The sequence below is a fragment of the Desertivirga brevis genome (genome assembly GCF_017355835.1).
In genome coordinates this window covers 122,206-138,343 of the sequence record NZ_JAFEWF010000006.1, presented here as the reverse complement: position 1 = coordinate 138,343, position 16,138 = coordinate 122,206, and the positions used below count along the sequence as shown (strand labels likewise).

Below are 16,138 nucleotides of genomic sequence, written 5' to 3'. Positions count from 1 at the left end.
AAAACTATGAATTTAAGAACGATACTAAGCCTGCTGGCCCTAATGGCGGCAGCAGGAAGCCCAACATTTGCACAAAGCATACCCGCCGACCCTTCTATCAAAAAGGGGCGTTTGCCGAACGGGTTCAGTTATTATATTCAAAAGAATAAGTTTCCTGAAAAGAGTGTGCACCTTCAGCTGGTTAACGACGTGGGTTCTATCCTTGAAGAGGAGAATCAGAGAGGTATTGCTCATTTTATGGAGCATATGAACTTTAACGGTACTACTCATTTCCCGGGAAACAGCATGGTAACCCAATTGCAGAAATCGGGGGTGCGGTTCGGCGCGGATCTTAACGCTCATACGAGCTTTGATGAAACGGTTTACGAGCTGCCGCTTCCCTTAAAAGATCCTTCCATGCTAATGAAAGGAATGAGAATAATGCGCGACTGGGCAAATGAGGCAACCTTTGATGCTAAGGAGGTTGAACAGGAAAAGGGCGTTGTACTGGAAGAAAAGAGACTGAAAATGGGCGTGCAGGAGCGTATGAGCAATCAATACCTCCCGATGCTGTTCAACAAGTCGCTTTATGCCGAAAGATTACCTATTGGAACGGAAAAAGTGATATCGGAATTAACGCCTGCACAGTTAAAACGCTTCCATTCGGACTGGTACCGGCCCGACCTTCAGGCCCTGATCGTGGTGGGTGATATTGACGTAGCACAGGTCGAAAAAATTATCAAAACACTTTTCTCAGACCTCCCCAAAGCGGGTACTCCTAAAATCAGAACGAGGCACAGTATTGCTTTAACCGGGAAAAATCAGTACATGAAAGTGACGGATGTGGAAAAGGCTGGTGCTGAAATTCAGGTAATGATCAAGCATCCTGGACGAAAGGTGGTAACGCAGGAAGACTATGTGGCTCATTTGAAATTGCAACTATTCAATGGCATGCTTTCTACCAGGATAAAGGAAAGCAGGTATCAAAATCCGAATGCAGCGTACAATTCCTTCAGCGCTTCAGTGGAGCCCTTCCTTGGGGGACTTAATATGTTTTCGTTCACGGTCTCTGCCCATGAATCTAAATTGGACCAAGCGTTTAAAGAAAGCTGGCTGACCATAGAGCAGGTTAAACGGTTTGGATTTTCGCAGAGTGAACTTAATCGGGCGAGGAACCAATTTTTGCGTAGTATGGAAAGTGCAGTTAAAGACCAGGAACATCGTAGTTCTTCAGGATTGCTGCAGGCCTGCAAAGACAATTATCTTAATCAAGAGGCTATCCCGAGCCTGGAATGGGAATATCAGTTTGTGAAGCAGGTATTGCCGTCGATAAGCCTTCAGGAATTGAAGGAGCTGGGTGCATCCTATATCAAAGATACGAACAGGGATTTCCTGGTGTTAGGCCCAGCAAAGGCATCTGAATTATTACCAGATGAAGCTGCGGTGACGGGGACAATCGCTACTTTAGCGGCCCAGCCTTTGTCGGCTCCATCCGAAAATGCGGTTACTGCCAGCCTTATTTCTGAATTACCTGCCCCGGGGAAAGTGAAGCACCGGGAAGAAATAAAGCAATTGGAATTGACGAAACTCACCTTAAGCAATGGGATTAAGGTGCTGCTAAAGCCTACTAATTTCCAGAATGACGAGGTTGCTTTCTACGCCTTTGCCCCGGGAGGGATCTCTGCATTCAAGGATGAGGAAATTCTTCATGCCAACTTTATTCGTTCTGTCCCGGGAATGGGACTGGCAGGCTTCTCTCCTATTGACCTTTCAAGGATATTGAATGGAAAAATAGTTAATGCCTCGCCATACGTAGGAGAAAGATCGCACGGGATTCAAGGTATGGCTTCCCCTTCGGACCTGGCTACGGCGCTCCAGATTGTGCATTTGCAATTTACTCGGCCAAGGGCGGATAGCGCTCAGTTCAATTCCATGCTAAGGAAAACGCGGGAGGCTTTATCTGTGCGAGCTCTTAGTCCCGAAAACGTATTTGCAGATACAATGGCTTTTGTGCTGAATAATTTCAGTGGGAGAGCACTTCCTCCGAAACCGGAAGAGTTGGAGCGGGTAAAAATCAATCAGGTAATGAACGATTATAGGGACCTTTATTCTGACGCATCAGCTTTCACCTTTGTTTTTGTCGGAAACTTCAATACAGAGGCGATTATTCCCCTTCTGGAACAATACCTAGGTTCGTTACCGGTACGGTCTGGAGGTAGAAAGGCTATGGACCACAATACCAAAACACCCGAAGGAAACATCACTAAAAAGGTGCTGAAGGGAACGGAGAATAAGGCAAGTGTACGTTTGGTATTAAGCGGGGATATGATGGTGAATGCCCAAAACAGATTGGCACTGGAGGCTTTGCAGGAAGTTGTGCAGTTAAGGCTATTGGAGGAGCTGAGGGAAAAGGAAAGCGAAGTGTACAATCCCTCTGTAAGGACCACTTATTCTAAACTTCCTACAGGAAGGTTCGGCATGATGATCACCTTTGGATGTAGTCCTGCCAACACCGATCATCTTATCGAAATTGTACAAAGAGAGCTTAAGAAGCTTGCCATGGAAGGTCCGAAGGCTGAAGATGTTGAGAAGTTTAAGGCATCGTACCGTAAAAGTTCGGAGCTTGCCCTGAAGAATAATGGTTTCTGGCTGAGCTACCTTTCACGGCAAAGTGAGAACCAGGAGAACCTGCTGGATGTGATGGTCTCAGAGAGACTTTTAAACGAGCTTTCGCTTTCCCAATTGAAATCAGCAGCGAAGCAGTATCTGGATAATGGAAACTTTATCCGCTTTATATTACTGCCGGAGAAGGGTGTTTAAGATAATTTCCAGTCCTGGTGATCGGATGATTATCAGGACTGGGAATCTGTTCCGCATCTATCGGAGCTAATATGAAGATGATTAATGTGTAGGTATGGCTTTCCAAAATTACTTTTATTCATCTGATAAGTAATCGCTTATGCTATTTAGCAAACAAAGCTGTTACAAACCAGCCAGGGCTTACGTTAAGGGTGTAAGCAAAATCTATAGTGTCACAAATATTCAGTTTAGCCCTCAAATACGAGGGGCAGCAAGGCAAACAAATTATCTACCCTAGTTTAGTTAAATGCGGTCAGGATCTTATTTTGATTGACTGCGGTTACCCGGGTTTTCTTACTAAGATTGAAAATGCTGTTCAGGAGACTGGTTTCTCGATGTCTGAAATTACGGCTATTGTAATTACCCATCATGACCTGGATCATGTGGGATCGCTTTCGAGGATCAGGTGCCGGTATCCCTGGATAAAGGTGTACTCTTCAGCTATTGAGGCAGCCTTTATTGAAGGAAGAGAAAGAGCTCCGCGATTAGTACAGGCTGAAGCTTTGTTTGAAACCCTTGATGAACAGCAAAAAGTTTATGCACTGGAGTTTCAGAAAACGCTGGAGAGTATTGAAGCAGCAAAAGTAGATGGCTTTCTTTCTGAAGGTGAAAGTCCATGGCCTGATCTGCTTATTATTGAAACGCCTGGTCATACCCCTGGTCATCTTTCTCTTTTTCATCATCCGAGCAATACCGTTATTGCCGGAGATGCCGTGGTGATTGGAGATGGGGAACCAGACATTGCCAATCCTGAGTATACTCTTGATCTTCCCGCGGCGATTAGCTCTGTCGAAAAGCTGGCGAAGATCGGAGCTGAACGAATTCTATGTTTTCACGGTGGAGAGTTAAATGAGGGTGCCGGTGATAAACTGAGGAACTTACTGCGAAGATATGGTCAGTTGAACTAAAAGATTTAATACTTATGAAAGATATCAAAATAACAGAAAACACCCTTTTATCTGATAATTGGTATACCTTAAGAAGGTACACTTACGAAAGCACACTTTCTAGTGGCGAAACTATCAGCCAAACACGCGAGGCTTATGATCGCGGCAATGGCGCAGTGATCCTGCTCTATAATCCAGAACTGGAAACCTTGATCTTAACCAGGCAATTCAGGCTTCCTACTTTTATTAATGGAAATACCGATGGAATGTTGATCGAGGCTTGTGCGGGCTTGTTGGACAAGGATCAGCCCGAGGACTGCATTCGCCGGGAAACGGAGGAAGAGACGGGTTACCGGATTGATAAAGTACAGAAGGTATTCGAGGCTTATATGTCGCCTGGTTCAGTTACTGAATTATTGTATTTCTTCATTGCGGAGTACAGTAAGGGAATGAAAGTTTCTGATGGTGGTGGCCTGGAGGAGGAGCAGGAGAATATTGAGGTCCTGGAGCTTAAGTTCGACGAAGCCGTCCAAATGGTTGCTGAAGGCAGGATCAGGGATGCTAAGACGATCATGTTGATTCAATACCTGCAGATTAATAAGCATACCTTTTTTAAATAATAATAGTCTGATAATAAGGCATTAATATCCCGATAAGTTTCATACATTGCTCATCACTTATTCCTTTGAACATGAGCTATGAAAACTAATCACACTGGGTACTGGGGGCCGTTCGATCTTTTAAATTCTTCAGGGGCCAAGGAAATTATCAGGCAATTTGGGAATTTTTCAGACCGGCTTCTCCCCTGGTTAAAGGGCCGGCATACGATCAACCCAGTTATTGCCGACCTTGCCTGTCACCCCTCTATTATTGATCAGATCACACCGATCCTTGGGCAAGATATCCTCCTTTCGGGTTGTCAGATCATTAAGCAGGCGCCGGGGAAGAAATTGTCGTGGCATATCGACCTGGAGCATAGTGAGTGGGAAGGAATCTCGGTATGGGTGGCTTTGGAAAATGTTATTCCAGGTAAGTCTATGACATTAATTACCGGATCTCAAGATTTTGATTTTACTCCTGATGATCTGAAGCTGCAGGGTAAAGACCTGAGCAACAATGAGAAGGTTGAAGCTATTGCCAGAGAAATTGATCCTGATACTCGCCTGGTGGATCTCTCAATAAAAGATGGTCAGTTCTTTGTGTTTGAAGGCAGGCTATGGCATGCTACTCAGAACCCTACTGATAAGCCTCGTTACGCTCTATTGCTACAGTATTGCCGGCCCGACCAAAAGGTTAAAGCGGTGCTCGATATTAATTATCCTCATATAAAATTCCACTCTTTTAAGCCGGAATGTTTGCTGGTAAGTGGCTCAGATAACTATGGTGTTAACCGGGTTATTACCCGAAAGCAGGTAGGCACTGTGGGTAGAAGATTGAAGGCTGCGGTCTGGTACGCTCCGAGGACCTTGGTGTATAAGATGATGGCGAGGATTTGAGGTAATTTTTAATTAGGGGTTATATCTGCAGGAATGGTAAAGGAAAATATGCTGCCCCTGCCTGGCTCGCTTTCTATATGCATTCTTCCCTTATTCTTTTCGATAAGTTCTTTACTGAGCATAAGTCCTAAGCCGGTACCTTTTTCCCTTGCAGTCCCCTGTGTCGAACTCAAGCGGCCATTGGATAGGAAAGCCGCTATTGCCTCCTCAGATATGCCTACTCCATTGTCCGCAACAGAAAAAGCTATATGATTTGCATCCTCTTTCACAGCTAATACTATAGTGCTATTAGAGGGGCTGAACTTTATTGCATTTGAAAGGAGATTTCTGAGTGCTGTAAGGAGCATGTTTTTGTCGGCAAACACCACTTTTTCAGTTTTAACGTCTATATCAATTTGGATTTCTTTTGCCAGGGCTACTGATTCAAGCGAATTTTTAGTGGTTTCTAAAAGCTCGCCTGCAACAAGTCTCTGCGGAACTGCCTCAAGTATTCCTGTTTGCATTTTAGCCCATTCTAAAAGATTTGCAAGTAGAATATTGCTTTCACGGACCGTACGGTGGATAATATTCAGAAAGTGCAGCAGTTTGTCTTTCGGCATCGTATCTACCCGTTTTTGTATAAGATCGGTAACTGCGAGAATGGAAGCAAAGGGATTCTTCAAATCATGAGCAATGATGGAGAATAATTTGTCTTTAGATTCATTGGAATTTTGCAGTTCAACCTGTATGGATCTGAGGTGCTCTGAAAGGGCTCGGTACTTCTTCTCATCCTGCGATAAGGTATTAAAGAGCAACTGTGTAGGATGAGTGAATCCTGTTTCAATATTTGCTTTATAAATAAGGTAGAAGGAAATGAGCTTGGAATAATGTCCGATTTGATTGGAAAGCCCGTAATTGGATATATAGAGTGTGAAGCAAAACTCGCTTATTACTGTGAAGATGAGCGACCATAATAGCAGAGGCCAGATCTGTTTGTCAAAAGCTGTCTTATTCTTGTGAAGCAACCAGATGGCAAATAGCAAAAGGCCAATTACAATGTATTCTGCGTAGATTTTAAAGTGGGTTTGCCCAAGACCCTCTATATAACACTCGGGGAAGTTTTTATAGTAGAGTATGGAGAGGGTAATAGCTACAAAAAGAATAGTATAAATAAGAACAATCAAGTCTGTGTTAAGCCTTTTCTCTCTTTTAAGGAAACGAAAACCTATAATCAGCGTGCAGACCTCTAAAAACCGGGTAGCAATCCAAAATTGATTGGCATAATAAAGAGTGCCTGGAATAATATTCATCCCCTTATAGGTAAGGGTATGTAACAGGTCTAGACAACCAACGAATAAATAGGCAATGCCGACAAAAAGAAGGAACTGGTTGCCGATAATTTTTCGTGCGTTCCAGGTTATAATAAAGAGCGCAAAGGTGACAATGATTGACAAAAGCTCTACAATGGTATGGAACAGCACATAGCTTTGCAACAGGCTGGTCCAAAACACCAGTACCAGCACCAGTATCACGAAAAAGGCTCTGAAATTAAATAGCTGGGACGTTTTGATAAAGTAAAAATAGCTATTTAACAAATTACAAATGCAATTAATTAGATATTGTTTTTACAGTCAAATGCTTACTGCTTTAAAGATAAAGAGGCTGCCTATATTTGTAAAAGCAGCCTCTTTGTGATTATTTCTTGTTGGCGGGTTCCTGCTGGCTTTTCATATTTTCAGCCACCATGGTGTCGGGCATCACATTCCCCATTGCAACCATTGCCTTATTTTTAAGTCCTGATACGATCTTGTCATCTCCAGACATTAAAGCCTCATATCCATCCTTTGCTACTTTAGCAGGATTGGCAAGTTTACCTTCCTGCACTATCTTCGACTCGGTCATGTCGGCCTTGTTAAAGAAATCGGTATCTGTAGCTCCAGGAAGCAGTACTGTAACAGTAATATTTGTGTCCTTTAACTCGCTGCGGATAGCTTCGGACCAGGAATTAACAAATGCTTTAGTGCCATGATACACCGCCTGCCACGGACCAGGTGCTTCTCCGGCAACAGAGCCTACGTTTAATATTTTACCTTCACCCCGTATAAACATATCCTGAAGGATTTTCTTAGTTAATATCACATAAGCTGAAATATTCAGCTGAATGATATCAAGTTCACGATCAAGATCGGTATCTACGAATTCTCCGTAAACGCCTTGTCCCGCATCATTTACCAGAACATCAATAGTTATTCCTTGCCGCTTAATTTCCTCATAGATTTCAAAGGGAGCTTCCCTCTGCATTAAATCTTTAGATATAGTGTGAACTTGAATTTTATACTCATCCTGAAGTTCGGTTTGAGTTCTTGCCAGTTCGTATTCATTTCTGGCTACAAGTACCAAATTATATCCATCACTAGCAAATAGTTTAGACAGTTCATACCCGATACCGGCTGTTCCGCCAGTTATAAGGGCATATTTTTGATTATTTTCCATAATAGTTATATTAAATTTTTGAACGGTTTATTTTTCAAATGCCTTTTTCAGTTCAGATGCGGCCATTCCCTGGGCATCCTTAGCTTCAGGCAATACTGCGGCCATGCCAAAAAATTCGTGGGTAACGCCCGAATAGGTTCTTTGCATCACCGGAACTCCGGCGGCCTTGAGTTTATCTGACAGCATTTCTCCCTCTGTGCGAAGCGGGTCGATTTGGGCGAGGATTACAGTTGATGAAGGCAAGCCGGAAAGATTTGCATTTACCAGAGAGATCCACGGGTTTGCACCGTCTGCAGGAGTTCTCAGATATTTATCGAAAAACCATTGCATCAGCGGCTTGCTTAATGGTTTAGCATTGGCGTACTCGTTATAAGACTGCGTATCGAAATTGTAGTTGGCAATTGGATATACCAGTAACTGGTGAACAGGAACTTTTATCCTGTTATCTCTTGCCATCATACTTACGGCTGCTGCCAGGTTACCTCCTGCACTCTCTCCAGCTACAGCTACCTTGTCGGGATTTCCTTTAAATGAGGCTGCATTGGCTAACACCCATTGATAAGCAGCATATGAATCGTTATGAGCTGTAGGGAATTTAAACTCAGGCGCCTGTCGGTAATCTACAGATACTACGATAGCGCCAGTCATTGAGGCTAAACCACGTATTGATGCGTCATACGTATCTGTATTTGCTATCACCCATCCACCACCATGGTAATAAACAATTACGGGCATGGAGTTGGAAGAAGAGGCTGGAGTATACATACGCAGATGAATCATACCTCCCTGAACAGGGATATTTCTTCCTGCTGTATCAACATTTGCCGCTGGCATTGCTATGCCGTTCTCTCTCATCAGATCTTTTACCGCATTAGCCACCGATGGCTGTTTTCTTGCTTCAACCGGACTTAAGGTTTCCAGTGGAGGAACGCCATAGCTTTCGTATTTTTCGATAACGGCCTGCATTTCTGGCTCAATATTAGGCGCCCAGGCTGGCTTTGGCCCTTTCGGACTTACTATTGGATTATCATCGTCATCTTTTTTGCATGAAGAGAAGCAGATTACCGCCATAGAAAGACCTAGTAGCCCCCTTTGACATGTGCTTTTTAAATTCGATAAGATCGAAGAGGTTTTTGTAGTTAGATTTTTAGTTTTCATAGGTATTGTTTAAGGCCAATAACGAATAAAAATTATACCAAGGTTGGAAAGGGTCTTCATCTAAATGAAATATGGGAGTATAAAGACTATTTTTGTTGAAAAATCCGTAGAAACCACGATGATCTGTTTAAAGCTACCCTATCAACTACTTATTATTACTACCCTTGGTATTCTCTTACTTACCTCCCCTTCTGATTCTTATGCTCAGGCAGATTCTCTATCAGTTGTAAGGGCGAAATGGGAAACAAAGAAAGTGGCTCCAGGGATTCGGCTGAAGCAGTATTGGTTTAAGGATAGCGTACTTTTCCACTCTAATCAGTATATCAGTTTCCTAGAGGTAAAAAGAAAGCGCAAACATCCTATTGATCTGGTGTATGAGGATACCTTGCTGAAGAAAGTTAGTGATTTCGGTAAAGAGCATAAGGCGATTGCGGCAATCAATGCCGGATTTTTTGATGTAAAAAAGGGTGGATCGGTTGATTTCCTTCGGTCTAACGGAGTGATCATTGATACAAATGCTGTTTCAAAAAATGGAGAACGTCCTCCTCACCGTAAGGGTGCAATTGTGATAAATGAGGGTAAGGTAGCTATTGCCAAGTGGGATGGAAGCAAGGATTGGGAGAAGCAGTTGGACGGTGAAGATGTGTTGGTTACAGGTCCGGTTATGCTGCTTGATAAACAACTTCAGCAACTGGACCCGGTATCGCACAATACTTACTGTCACCCCCGCTCGGCCATAGCCTTGGGTAAAAAGAATAAGGTACTTTTTGTTGTGGTTGACGGGAGGGATAAGAATGCGGCCGGGATGAGCTTGATGGAACTCGGGAGAGTTTTGAAATGGATGGGCTGTAGTGATGCCATCAGTATGGATGGTGGAGGCTCTTCTGCCTTATGGGTGAACGGTTTTCCTGATAATGGTATCGTAAGCTACCCTAGCGACAATAAGATCTGGGATCATGCTGGTGAAAGGAAAGTTGCGAATGCGCTGGTGATAAAAAGGCGAAGGAAATAGGAGTCCCAGGCTGCACATAAAAGCCCTTCGCTTTGCTATTAAAAGAAATATGAGGATATTGCCTGAAAAATGAAGGAAAATTTTAGCATACGGGAATATTCAGTCGATGATAAGGAAGAGGTGTTGACTTTACTAAGACTGAACACTCCGAAGTATTTTGCTCCGGCAGAGGAGGCCGACTTTGAACATTATCTGGATCAGGAGAGAGAGCTGTATTATGTGCTGATCAGCGAAGATAAGATTGTGGGCTGCGGGGGAATCAACTTTGATGATAAAAAAACTGTTGGTAAGCTGAGCTGGGACATTATGCATCCCGACTACCGGGGAAGGAATCTGGGTAAGCTGCTCGTGCTATACCGGCTTCAAAAATTAACTGCAATAGAGAGTGTAAAAACGATCACGGTGCGTACTTCACAACTGGCTTACGAATTCTATAAAAAGCAAGGCTTCGACGTACTAGAGGTGGCTAAGGACTTCTGGGCTGAGGGTATCGACATGTATAAAATGGAGTTTCGTAGAAAGGCCGTTTTGCGGGAGTTCCCGAAAGTGAAGCCTGGACCGGCTGAGGGATGGGATAATTGGGAATAAAGAAAAGAAGGCTGCTTGTTGGTATATCACAGCCATGTCATCAAAGGGAAATAACTGATCTTTTATTTTGGGAATCAATTAATTAGCCTACCTTTATACCATATTATAATAAAATGCAAAAAGGAACAGTAAAATTTTTCAATGAAACTAAAGGTTTCGGATTTATTACACCATCTAATGGTGGCAGCGAAATCTTCGTTCATTCATCTGGTCTTGTTGACAACATTCGTGAAAACGATAACGTTCAATACGAGGTAGAGCAAGGCCGTAAAGGTCCTAACGCGGTAAATGTAACAGTAGCTTAAAAAATACTATATTTTAATCGTGAAGCATCCTCCCTAACCGGAGGATGCTTTTTTTTTGGGCTCATGTAGGCTAAGAGCGTTTTTCTTTGTTAATAGCTTTAATGAGCCTTTTATCATCATACTATGGAGCAAGATTTAAAGAACGAGGATTTAAAAATAGAATTAAGAACACTTACGAAGGACGACTACCTGGGTTTGAAGGCTTCAATGATCGAGGCTTATTCGGAATGGGAAGGCGCGTCTTTCTGGGGTGAGAAGCATATTAGCAAACTGGTGGAGTTGTTTCCGGAGGGGCAGATCTGTATCCTGGTTAATGGTGCCATCGCGGGTTGTGCTTTGTCGCTTATAGTAAACTATGGGAAGTTTGGCGACAATCATAATTATGCCCAGATCACCGGCAATTATACGTTCTCCACCCATGATCCCAAAGGAGATGTGCTATACGGTATCGACTTCTTTGTTCATCCGGAATACCGGGGAATGCGAATTGGAAGACGCCTTTACGACGCGCGTAAAGATATTTGCGAGAGATATAACCTAAGAGCGATCATTGCAGGAGGACGCATTCCTAAGTATAAAGACTATGCAGAACAACTAACGCCTAAAGAATATCTGTTGAAAGTTAAAGGCAAGGAAATACATGACCCTACCCTGTCGTTCCAATTAGCGAACGATTTTCACGTGAAGAAGATATTGAAGGGTTATTTGCCCGGAGATACTCAATCGCTGGAGTATGCATCGCTGTTGGAGTGGAACAATATCTATTACAATGAGGAAGCAAGACATATCAATTCTACGAAATCCATTATCCGCCTGGGACTTGTACAATGGCAAATGCGCCCCTTCCCTAATCTGGAATCTCTTTTAGAACAGATTGAATTCTTTGTGGATGTGGTGAGTGACTATAAGAGTGATTTCGTTCTATTTCCGGAGTTGTTTAACGCACCATTGATGAGCGCTTATAACCATCTTAGCGGTGCTGATGCCATGCGTGAGATCGCTAACTTTACCATCCCCCTAAGGAATAAATTTATAGAGTACGCGATCAGCTATAATATCAATATCATTACAGGCAGTATGCCTTTTCTTGAAAATGGCACTCTGCAGAATGTAGGTTTTCTTTGTAGGAGAGATGGTTCGCATGAAATGTATCGTAAATTGCATATTACGCCTTCGGAAGTAAGCGCATGGGGTATGGTGGGTGGAGACTCTATTACCACATTCGATACCGACTGCGGAAAAATAGGGATCGTTATCTGCTACGATGTGGAATTTCCTGAATTACCGCGACTTCTTGCGGAACAGGGTATGCAAATCCTTTTTGTTCCGTTCCTTACCGATACGCAGAACGGCTATACCAGGGTGAGGAATTGTGCTGCTGCGAGAGCTATCGAGAACGAGTGCTATGTAGCAATTGCGGGTAGTGTTGGCAACCTTCCAAAAGTGCATAACATGGATATTCAATATGCTCAGTCAGCCGTATTTACCCCTTCTGATTTTGCGTTTCCAAGTAATGGAATTAAGGCAGAGGCTACACCAAACACGGAAACTACCCTTATTGCCGATGTGGATGTAGATTTGTTAAGGGAGTTACACAGCTTTGGAGCGGTAAGAACTTTAGCTGACCGCCGCCTGGATATCTATCAGATTGTAAATAAGTCGAAGAAGTAGAATAAGTGACAAATGAATTATTTCTTTTATTTTGATAACCGATTAATTAGTCTACCTTTATAGCATATTATAATAAAATGCAAAAAGGAACAGTAAAATTTTTCAATGAAACTAAAGGTTTCGGATTTATTACACCAGCAAACGGTGGCAGCGAAATCTTCGTTCATTCATCTGGTCTTGTTGACAACATTCGTGAAAACGATAGCGTTCAATACGAGGTAGAGCAAGGCCGTAAAGGTCCTAACGCGGTAAATGTGACAGTAGCTTAAAAAATACTATATCTTAATCGTGAAGCATTCTCTTTAAAAAGAGGATGCTTTTTTTTTGCCCTTGGGGCAACACCTATTCTTAAAAAAGAATTTCAGATATTTACGGCTTCAAAATTCGCTGATGCCTGAGTTTTCCTTTATCGTACTTTCTTTTAACGAAGAAATCCATATTCCCAGATTACTGGCTTCTATCAAAAACCTTGGTGCTCCTATTTATGTGCTGGACTCTGGCAGTACGGATAGTACTCTGGAAATTTGCAGGCAGTACGGGGCTGAGGTGGCTTACCATAAATTCGAGAACCATCCCAAGCAATGGCATGCGGCTCTGAGTACCTTCCAGATCACTACACCCTGGATCATTGGTTTAGATTCTGACCAGATCGTTACTCCTGAGCTATTTAACAAGCTGAAGAACTTCCGCGATGAGGATTTCAAGGATGTGAACGGTATTTATTTCAACCGCAAAAACTTCTTCAAGGGTAAATGGCTGAAGCATGGCGGCTATTATCCAAAGTATTTGTTGAAGATGTTCCGTCGCGGCGTTGGCTTCTCCGACTTGAACGAGAATATGGACCATCGCTTCATTGTTCCTGGTAAAACGATCGTTTGGAAGGACGGCCATATCCTGGAAGAGAACCTGAAGGAGAACGAGATCAGCTTTTGGATTGCTAAACACAACCGTTACAGCGACCTGGTTGCCCATGAGGAGATCGAGCGGATGAATGCCTTGCGTACCCAAACCATACAACCTAAGTTCTTTGGTAGTCCCGACGAGCGGATTGCCTGGCTAAAAAGTCTTTGGTGGCGCATGCCCCTGGGACTTCGCCCCTTCCTTTACTTCAGCTATCGAATGATCTTTCAACTGGGAATACTGGACGGAAAGACCGGCGTGCTTTTTCACTTTCTTCAAGGCTTCTGGTTCAGATTGATCGTTGACGTGAAGATCAAGGAGTTGTTGAAGGGGAAGAAGTGAAGGAAGGAATGAGTGAATGAGGGAATGAGAGAAGGAAGGAATGAGTGAAGGAGTGAATGAATGAATGAGAGAATGAGAGAAGGAATGAAGGAGAGAATGAAGGAATGAAAGATTACAGTCGAATTCATTTTAAAGCTTAGGCATTTCTGAGCCGAATGATTTTCACGAAATGAAGGAACTTTAGAACCGGATAAACGGGATCGAACTCGAACCAGCGCTGGGCAAAGTTGGCGCTGTTGGGATACCGGTGGTGATTGTTTTGAAATAACTCGCCTAGCATAAGAAAACCAAAAGGACTGGTATTTTTGGAGTGATCATGGTTGTTGAAATTCGAATAACCATACTTGTGTCCGCACCAATTTACAATAGCTCCATGTAAAGGTCCCATCAAAAAATGAATGGGAAGTAGCAAAAACATCCACCAGGAAGTAGCAAAGGCGATATAAAAAGCTATATACGCCGCTCCAAATCCCACCCTTGATAAAATGCTTGAACCAATACGGTCGAGGGTGTTCCATTGTGGGTATCTTCCCCCTGCTTTTAATGCCGGATCTTTCGACCGCCTAACATGATCATTGAACGTTAAAAACGTTGCCCACGACATTTTGAAAACATCTTTGAAGAAATGCTGAGAATGAGGATCTTTTTCTGTGTCGCTAAAGGCATGATGATCGCGATGCATGGTTGCATAAGCGTATGGGTGAAGGAAAGAGGTCCCCTGAGTAATATAAGTAAGGAAATAGAAAATTCTTTCCCATGACTTACTCATACTAAAGGCCTTGTGGGAGACATAACGGTGCAGGAAAAACGTTTGAAAAAATAGCGAGAGAAACCAGTGGCTAACAAAGAAAACCAGAATATTCATTGTAAGAAGGAAAACTTGTTATGTTGATATACTAAGGATTTTATGAAGCGCTTTATGAATTATGCGCCGTATTCAAAGAACGTTTAGAGAGCCGGGTGGTTTTAAATGTTGGGAACAATTTTTAAAAAAATGCCAATAATTCCATCCATATCTTTATAGAGCTCCGTACACGAAACAGGGAGAAGGGTGCCTGGCTTTAGGAAGTTAAAGAAAAGACTATTTTTTAGAAAATTTGCTACGTTTAAGAATGAAAGTTCAAATCCTTAGTAAACTTCATCAGGAATTTGGGTTAAGGTAAATTAGCTTTTCCGAGGCTGACATTGTTGAGGGGTTTGATCCGCAATTTATTATTGAGATTTAAAGCTGTACTTGTAAAAGTTTATATTCTTTTAGATATAAAAATGAGAAGAATGGATAGATTTATATGTATTAAAATATAAAAAGGTTGTATTTTATGGATGCAAAGTATCATCATTATAAAGGTTACATTGGAGTTGTAGAGTATAGTAATGAGGATAGTATCTTTCACGGTAAGATATTGGACATCGAAGATTTGGTTACATTCGAAGCAGAGTCTTTGGCAGAGACAGAGAAGTTGTTTGAAGACACTGTGGATGACTATCTGGAAACGTGTAAAGAATTAGGCAAAGAGTTTAAGAAATAGCATATTGGCCAAACTAGAAGAACGGTTTTGTGAAACTTTGGCGATTAGTATTCTGAACTGAACTAAGGCTTCACTTTTGTAATTTTACCGTCTCTAATAATCACCAATACAGAGTTCTTCTGTTTTTTATACTCAATAAGTTTTTTGTAAGCAATTTCTAATCCTTGTAGAATTTTATTGCGAAGTTCAGTATGTTCTTCCCTTGGTGTCATAATAGTTCCTTAACTCTGCAAACCTATTTTCATTTACAATAATTATTCCTCCTTTAGTGCTTTCAGCTAAGAGTTCAGGCATGCCGAATGAATTATCAAAAATAAGGGCTTCATCAACGACACTCAAATAAATATCAAATAAGTTTTGAATTCCTTTCCTGTACCTATTTTCAATGATGTCTTCTTTGATATCATGTCCTCCTTCAGAGACACGAATTTTCACACGCTCCTTGGCTAATTCAACACTTTGCAACCAGAAAAAAAGAAGCGTAACTCTATACCCTTTTTCTTTTGCAGCGCCAATCGTGTTCTTATAATGCCTTGCAGATAAAGTAGTTTCGAAAGCAAAGCTTTTGCTATTAGCTAATAGTTCAGCCATTCTGCTTAGCATAATTCGACCAGCTTCAAAAGCTACCTGTTCCGGTTGAAATGGCGATAACCCCCTTGCTATCTCATCGGCATTGACAAATTCTCTACAATCTATAATTTCAGGCAAGATCGTGAAAGAAGCTGTTGTCTTTCCAGCACCGTTACATCCTGCTATTATATATAAATTTTTGTCTGACACCTTAACAAAGGTATAAAAATGCTCCTATAATGCGGCTTATAGATAACCTTATGAATGATTTAAAAATAGTGCCCCCTCTCCAGCCCATCCTCAAAAAGTAAATTTTAAAAAAAGCTTTGGAGCTAAGAAAAGATATTTTCATATTTGTTGCTGAAGAATG

Annotated in this window: 16 protein-coding genes and 1 pseudogene; 11 read left to right on the top strand and 6 right to left on the bottom strand. The window is 42.1% G+C overall.

All coding sequences use genetic code 11. The features are described 5' to 3' along the window. The first annotated feature begins 6 nt into the window (after window positions 1-6). From J4N25_RS15870 to J4N25_RS15855, 4 genes are all read left to right on the top strand, one after another. Window positions 7-2,799: a M16 family metallopeptidase gene (locus tag J4N25_RS15870; protein ID WP_207422771.1), complete on the top strand. Its 2,793-nt coding sequence runs from the start codon at window positions 7-9 to the stop codon at window positions 2,797-2,799. A gap of 209 nt (window positions 2,800-3,008) precedes the next feature. Beyond that, a complete protein-coding gene (locus tag J4N25_RS15865) occupies window positions 3,009-3,746 on the top strand; it encodes an MBL fold metallo-hydrolase (RefSeq protein ID WP_207422770.1) in 738 nt (245 codons plus the stop codon). Window positions 3,747-3,760: 14 nt separating this feature from the next. Then, a complete protein-coding gene (gene nudK / locus J4N25_RS15860) occupies window positions 3,761-4,345 on the top strand; it encodes a GDP-mannose pyrophosphatase NudK (protein ID WP_207422769.1) in 585 nt (194 codons plus the stop codon). Between the two features lie 78 nt (window positions 4,346-4,423). Further along, a complete protein-coding gene (locus J4N25_RS15855) occupies window positions 4,424-5,221 on the top strand; it encodes a phytanoyl-CoA dioxygenase family protein (RefSeq protein ID WP_207422768.1) in 798 nt (265 codons plus the stop codon). 8 nt (window positions 5,222-5,229) lie between these two features. Here the strand turns inward: J4N25_RS15855 and J4N25_RS15850 are convergent, their stop codons facing one another. The 3 genes from J4N25_RS15850 to J4N25_RS15840 all read right to left on the bottom strand — a co-directional run bounded on the left by J4N25_RS15850 (window position 5,230) and on the right by J4N25_RS15840 (window position 8,851). Next, window positions 5,230-6,732 carry a sensor histidine kinase gene (locus J4N25_RS15850; RefSeq protein ID WP_369410860.1) on the bottom strand — a complete coding sequence of 501 codons (1,503 nt, stop codon included), beginning with the start codon at window positions 6,730-6,732 and terminating at the stop codon, window positions 5,230-5,232. 163 nt (window positions 6,733-6,895) lie between these two features. After that, window positions 6,896-7,693 carry an SDR family NAD(P)-dependent oxidoreductase gene (locus J4N25_RS15845; protein ID WP_207422767.1) on the bottom strand — a complete coding sequence of 266 codons (798 nt, stop codon included), beginning with the start codon at window positions 7,691-7,693 and terminating at the stop codon, window positions 6,896-6,898. A gap of 27 nt (window positions 7,694-7,720) precedes the next feature. Further along, complete coding sequence (locus J4N25_RS15840) at window positions 7,721-8,851, bottom strand: alpha/beta hydrolase (RefSeq protein WP_207422766.1); 1,131 nt, start codon at window positions 8,849-8,851, stop codon at window positions 7,721-7,723. Between the two features lie 118 nt (window positions 8,852-8,969). Here J4N25_RS15840 and J4N25_RS15835 point away from each other — a divergent pair, with 118 nt between their 5' ends. The 6 genes and pseudogenes from J4N25_RS15835 to J4N25_RS15810 form a co-directional block, all read left to right on the top strand. Further along, a complete protein-coding gene (locus J4N25_RS15835; protein WP_207422765.1) occupies window positions 8,970-9,863 on the top strand; it encodes a phosphodiester glycosidase family protein in 894 nt (297 codons plus the stop codon). Window positions 9,864-9,932: 69 nt separating this feature from the next. Continuing rightward, complete coding sequence (locus tag J4N25_RS15830; RefSeq protein ID WP_207422764.1) at window positions 9,933-10,451, top strand: GNAT family N-acetyltransferase; 519 nt, start codon at window positions 9,933-9,935, stop codon at window positions 10,449-10,451. A 113-nt stretch (window positions 10,452-10,564) separates the two neighbouring features. After that, the gene (locus tag J4N25_RS15825) at window positions 10,565-10,756 is read left to right on the top strand and encodes a cold-shock protein (RefSeq protein WP_207422763.1); all 192 of its coding nucleotides are present in this window, start codon (window positions 10,565-10,567) and stop codon (window positions 10,754-10,756) included. 123 nt (window positions 10,757-10,879) lie between these two features. Then, the gene (locus tag J4N25_RS15820) at window positions 10,880-12,427 is read left to right on the top strand and encodes a carbon-nitrogen hydrolase family protein (RefSeq protein WP_207422762.1); all 1,548 of its coding nucleotides are present in this window, start codon (window positions 10,880-10,882) and stop codon (window positions 12,425-12,427) included. A 77-nt stretch (window positions 12,428-12,504) separates the two neighbouring features. Next, window positions 12,505-12,696: a cold-shock protein gene (locus J4N25_RS15815; RefSeq protein WP_207422761.1), complete on the top strand. Its 192-nt coding sequence runs from the start codon at window positions 12,505-12,507 to the stop codon at window positions 12,694-12,696. Between the two features lie 121 nt (window positions 12,697-12,817). Next, window positions 12,818-13,666: pseudogene (locus tag J4N25_RS15810) on the top strand (glycosyltransferase family 2 protein); the annotation flags it as partial. Between the two features lie 139 nt (window positions 13,667-13,805). Here the strand turns inward: J4N25_RS15810 and J4N25_RS15805 are convergent. Continuing rightward, on the bottom strand, window positions 13,806-14,534 hold the full coding sequence (locus tag J4N25_RS15805; RefSeq protein ID WP_207422759.1) for an acyl-CoA desaturase: 729 nt from the start codon (window positions 14,532-14,534) through the stop codon (window positions 13,806-13,808). Between the two features lie 454 nt (window positions 14,535-14,988). Between J4N25_RS15805 and J4N25_RS15800 the strand changes: the two genes are divergently transcribed. Beyond that, on the top strand, window positions 14,989-15,198 hold the full coding sequence (locus tag J4N25_RS15800) for a type II toxin-antitoxin system HicB family antitoxin (protein WP_207422758.1): 210 nt from the start codon (window positions 14,989-14,991) through the stop codon (window positions 15,196-15,198). A gap of 62 nt (window positions 15,199-15,260) precedes the next feature. On the opposite strand, the gene J4N25_RS27250 is transcribed toward J4N25_RS15800, so the two are convergent. Both J4N25_RS27250 and J4N25_RS15795 read right to left on the bottom strand, forming a co-directional pair. Beyond that, a complete protein-coding gene (locus tag J4N25_RS27250; protein WP_500784468.1) occupies window positions 15,261-15,410 on the bottom strand; it encodes a DUF8506 family protein in 150 nt (49 codons plus the stop codon). Continuing rightward, a complete protein-coding gene (locus J4N25_RS15795; protein WP_207422757.1) occupies window positions 15,385-15,978 on the bottom strand; it encodes an ATPase in 594 nt (197 codons plus the stop codon). Before J4N25_RS15795 ends, J4N25_RS27250 begins: the two co-directional genes overlap by 26 nt. Window positions 15,979-16,138: the final 160 nt, after the last annotated feature.

Excerpts from the sequence above, each read along its gene's own strand:
- J4N25_RS15870 (WP_207422771.1), top strand. The coding sequence starts at position 7 with ATGAATTTAAGAACGATACTAAGCCTGCTGGCCCTAATGGCGGCAGCA.
- nudK (WP_207422769.1), top strand. The coding sequence starts at position 3,761 with ATGAAAGATATCAAAATAACAGAAAACACCCTTTTATCTGATAATTGG.
- J4N25_RS15855 (WP_207422768.1), top strand. The coding sequence starts at position 4,424 with ATGAAAACTAATCACACTGGGTACTGGGGGCCGTTCGATCTTTTAAAT.
- J4N25_RS15845 (WP_207422767.1), bottom strand. The coding sequence starts at position 7,693 with ATGGAAAATAATCAAAAATATGCCCTTATAACTGGCGGAACAGCCGGT.
- J4N25_RS15840 (WP_207422766.1), bottom strand. The coding sequence starts at position 8,851 with ATGAAAACTAAAAATCTAACTACAAAAACCTCTTCGATCTTATCGAAT.
- J4N25_RS15835 (WP_207422765.1), top strand. The coding sequence starts at position 8,970 with ATGATCTGTTTAAAGCTACCCTATCAACTACTTATTATTACTACCCTT.
- J4N25_RS15830 (WP_207422764.1), top strand. The coding sequence starts at position 9,933 with ATGAAGGAAAATTTTAGCATACGGGAATATTCAGTCGATGATAAGGAA.
- J4N25_RS15825 (WP_207422763.1), top strand. The coding sequence starts at position 10,565 with ATGCAAAAAGGAACAGTAAAATTTTTCAATGAAACTAAAGGTTTCGGA.
- J4N25_RS15820 (WP_207422762.1), top strand. The coding sequence starts at position 10,880 with ATGGAGCAAGATTTAAAGAACGAGGATTTAAAAATAGAATTAAGAACA.
- J4N25_RS15815 (WP_207422761.1), top strand. The coding sequence starts at position 12,505 with ATGCAAAAAGGAACAGTAAAATTTTTCAATGAAACTAAAGGTTTCGGA.
- J4N25_RS15805 (WP_207422759.1), bottom strand. The coding sequence starts at position 14,534 with ATGAATATTCTGGTTTTCTTTGTTAGCCACTGGTTTCTCTCGCTATTT.
- J4N25_RS15800 (WP_207422758.1), top strand. The coding sequence starts at position 14,989 with ATGGATGCAAAGTATCATCATTATAAAGGTTACATTGGAGTTGTAGAG.
- J4N25_RS27250 (WP_500784468.1), bottom strand. The coding sequence starts at position 15,410 with ATGACACCAAGGGAAGAACATACTGAACTTCGCAATAAAATTCTACAA.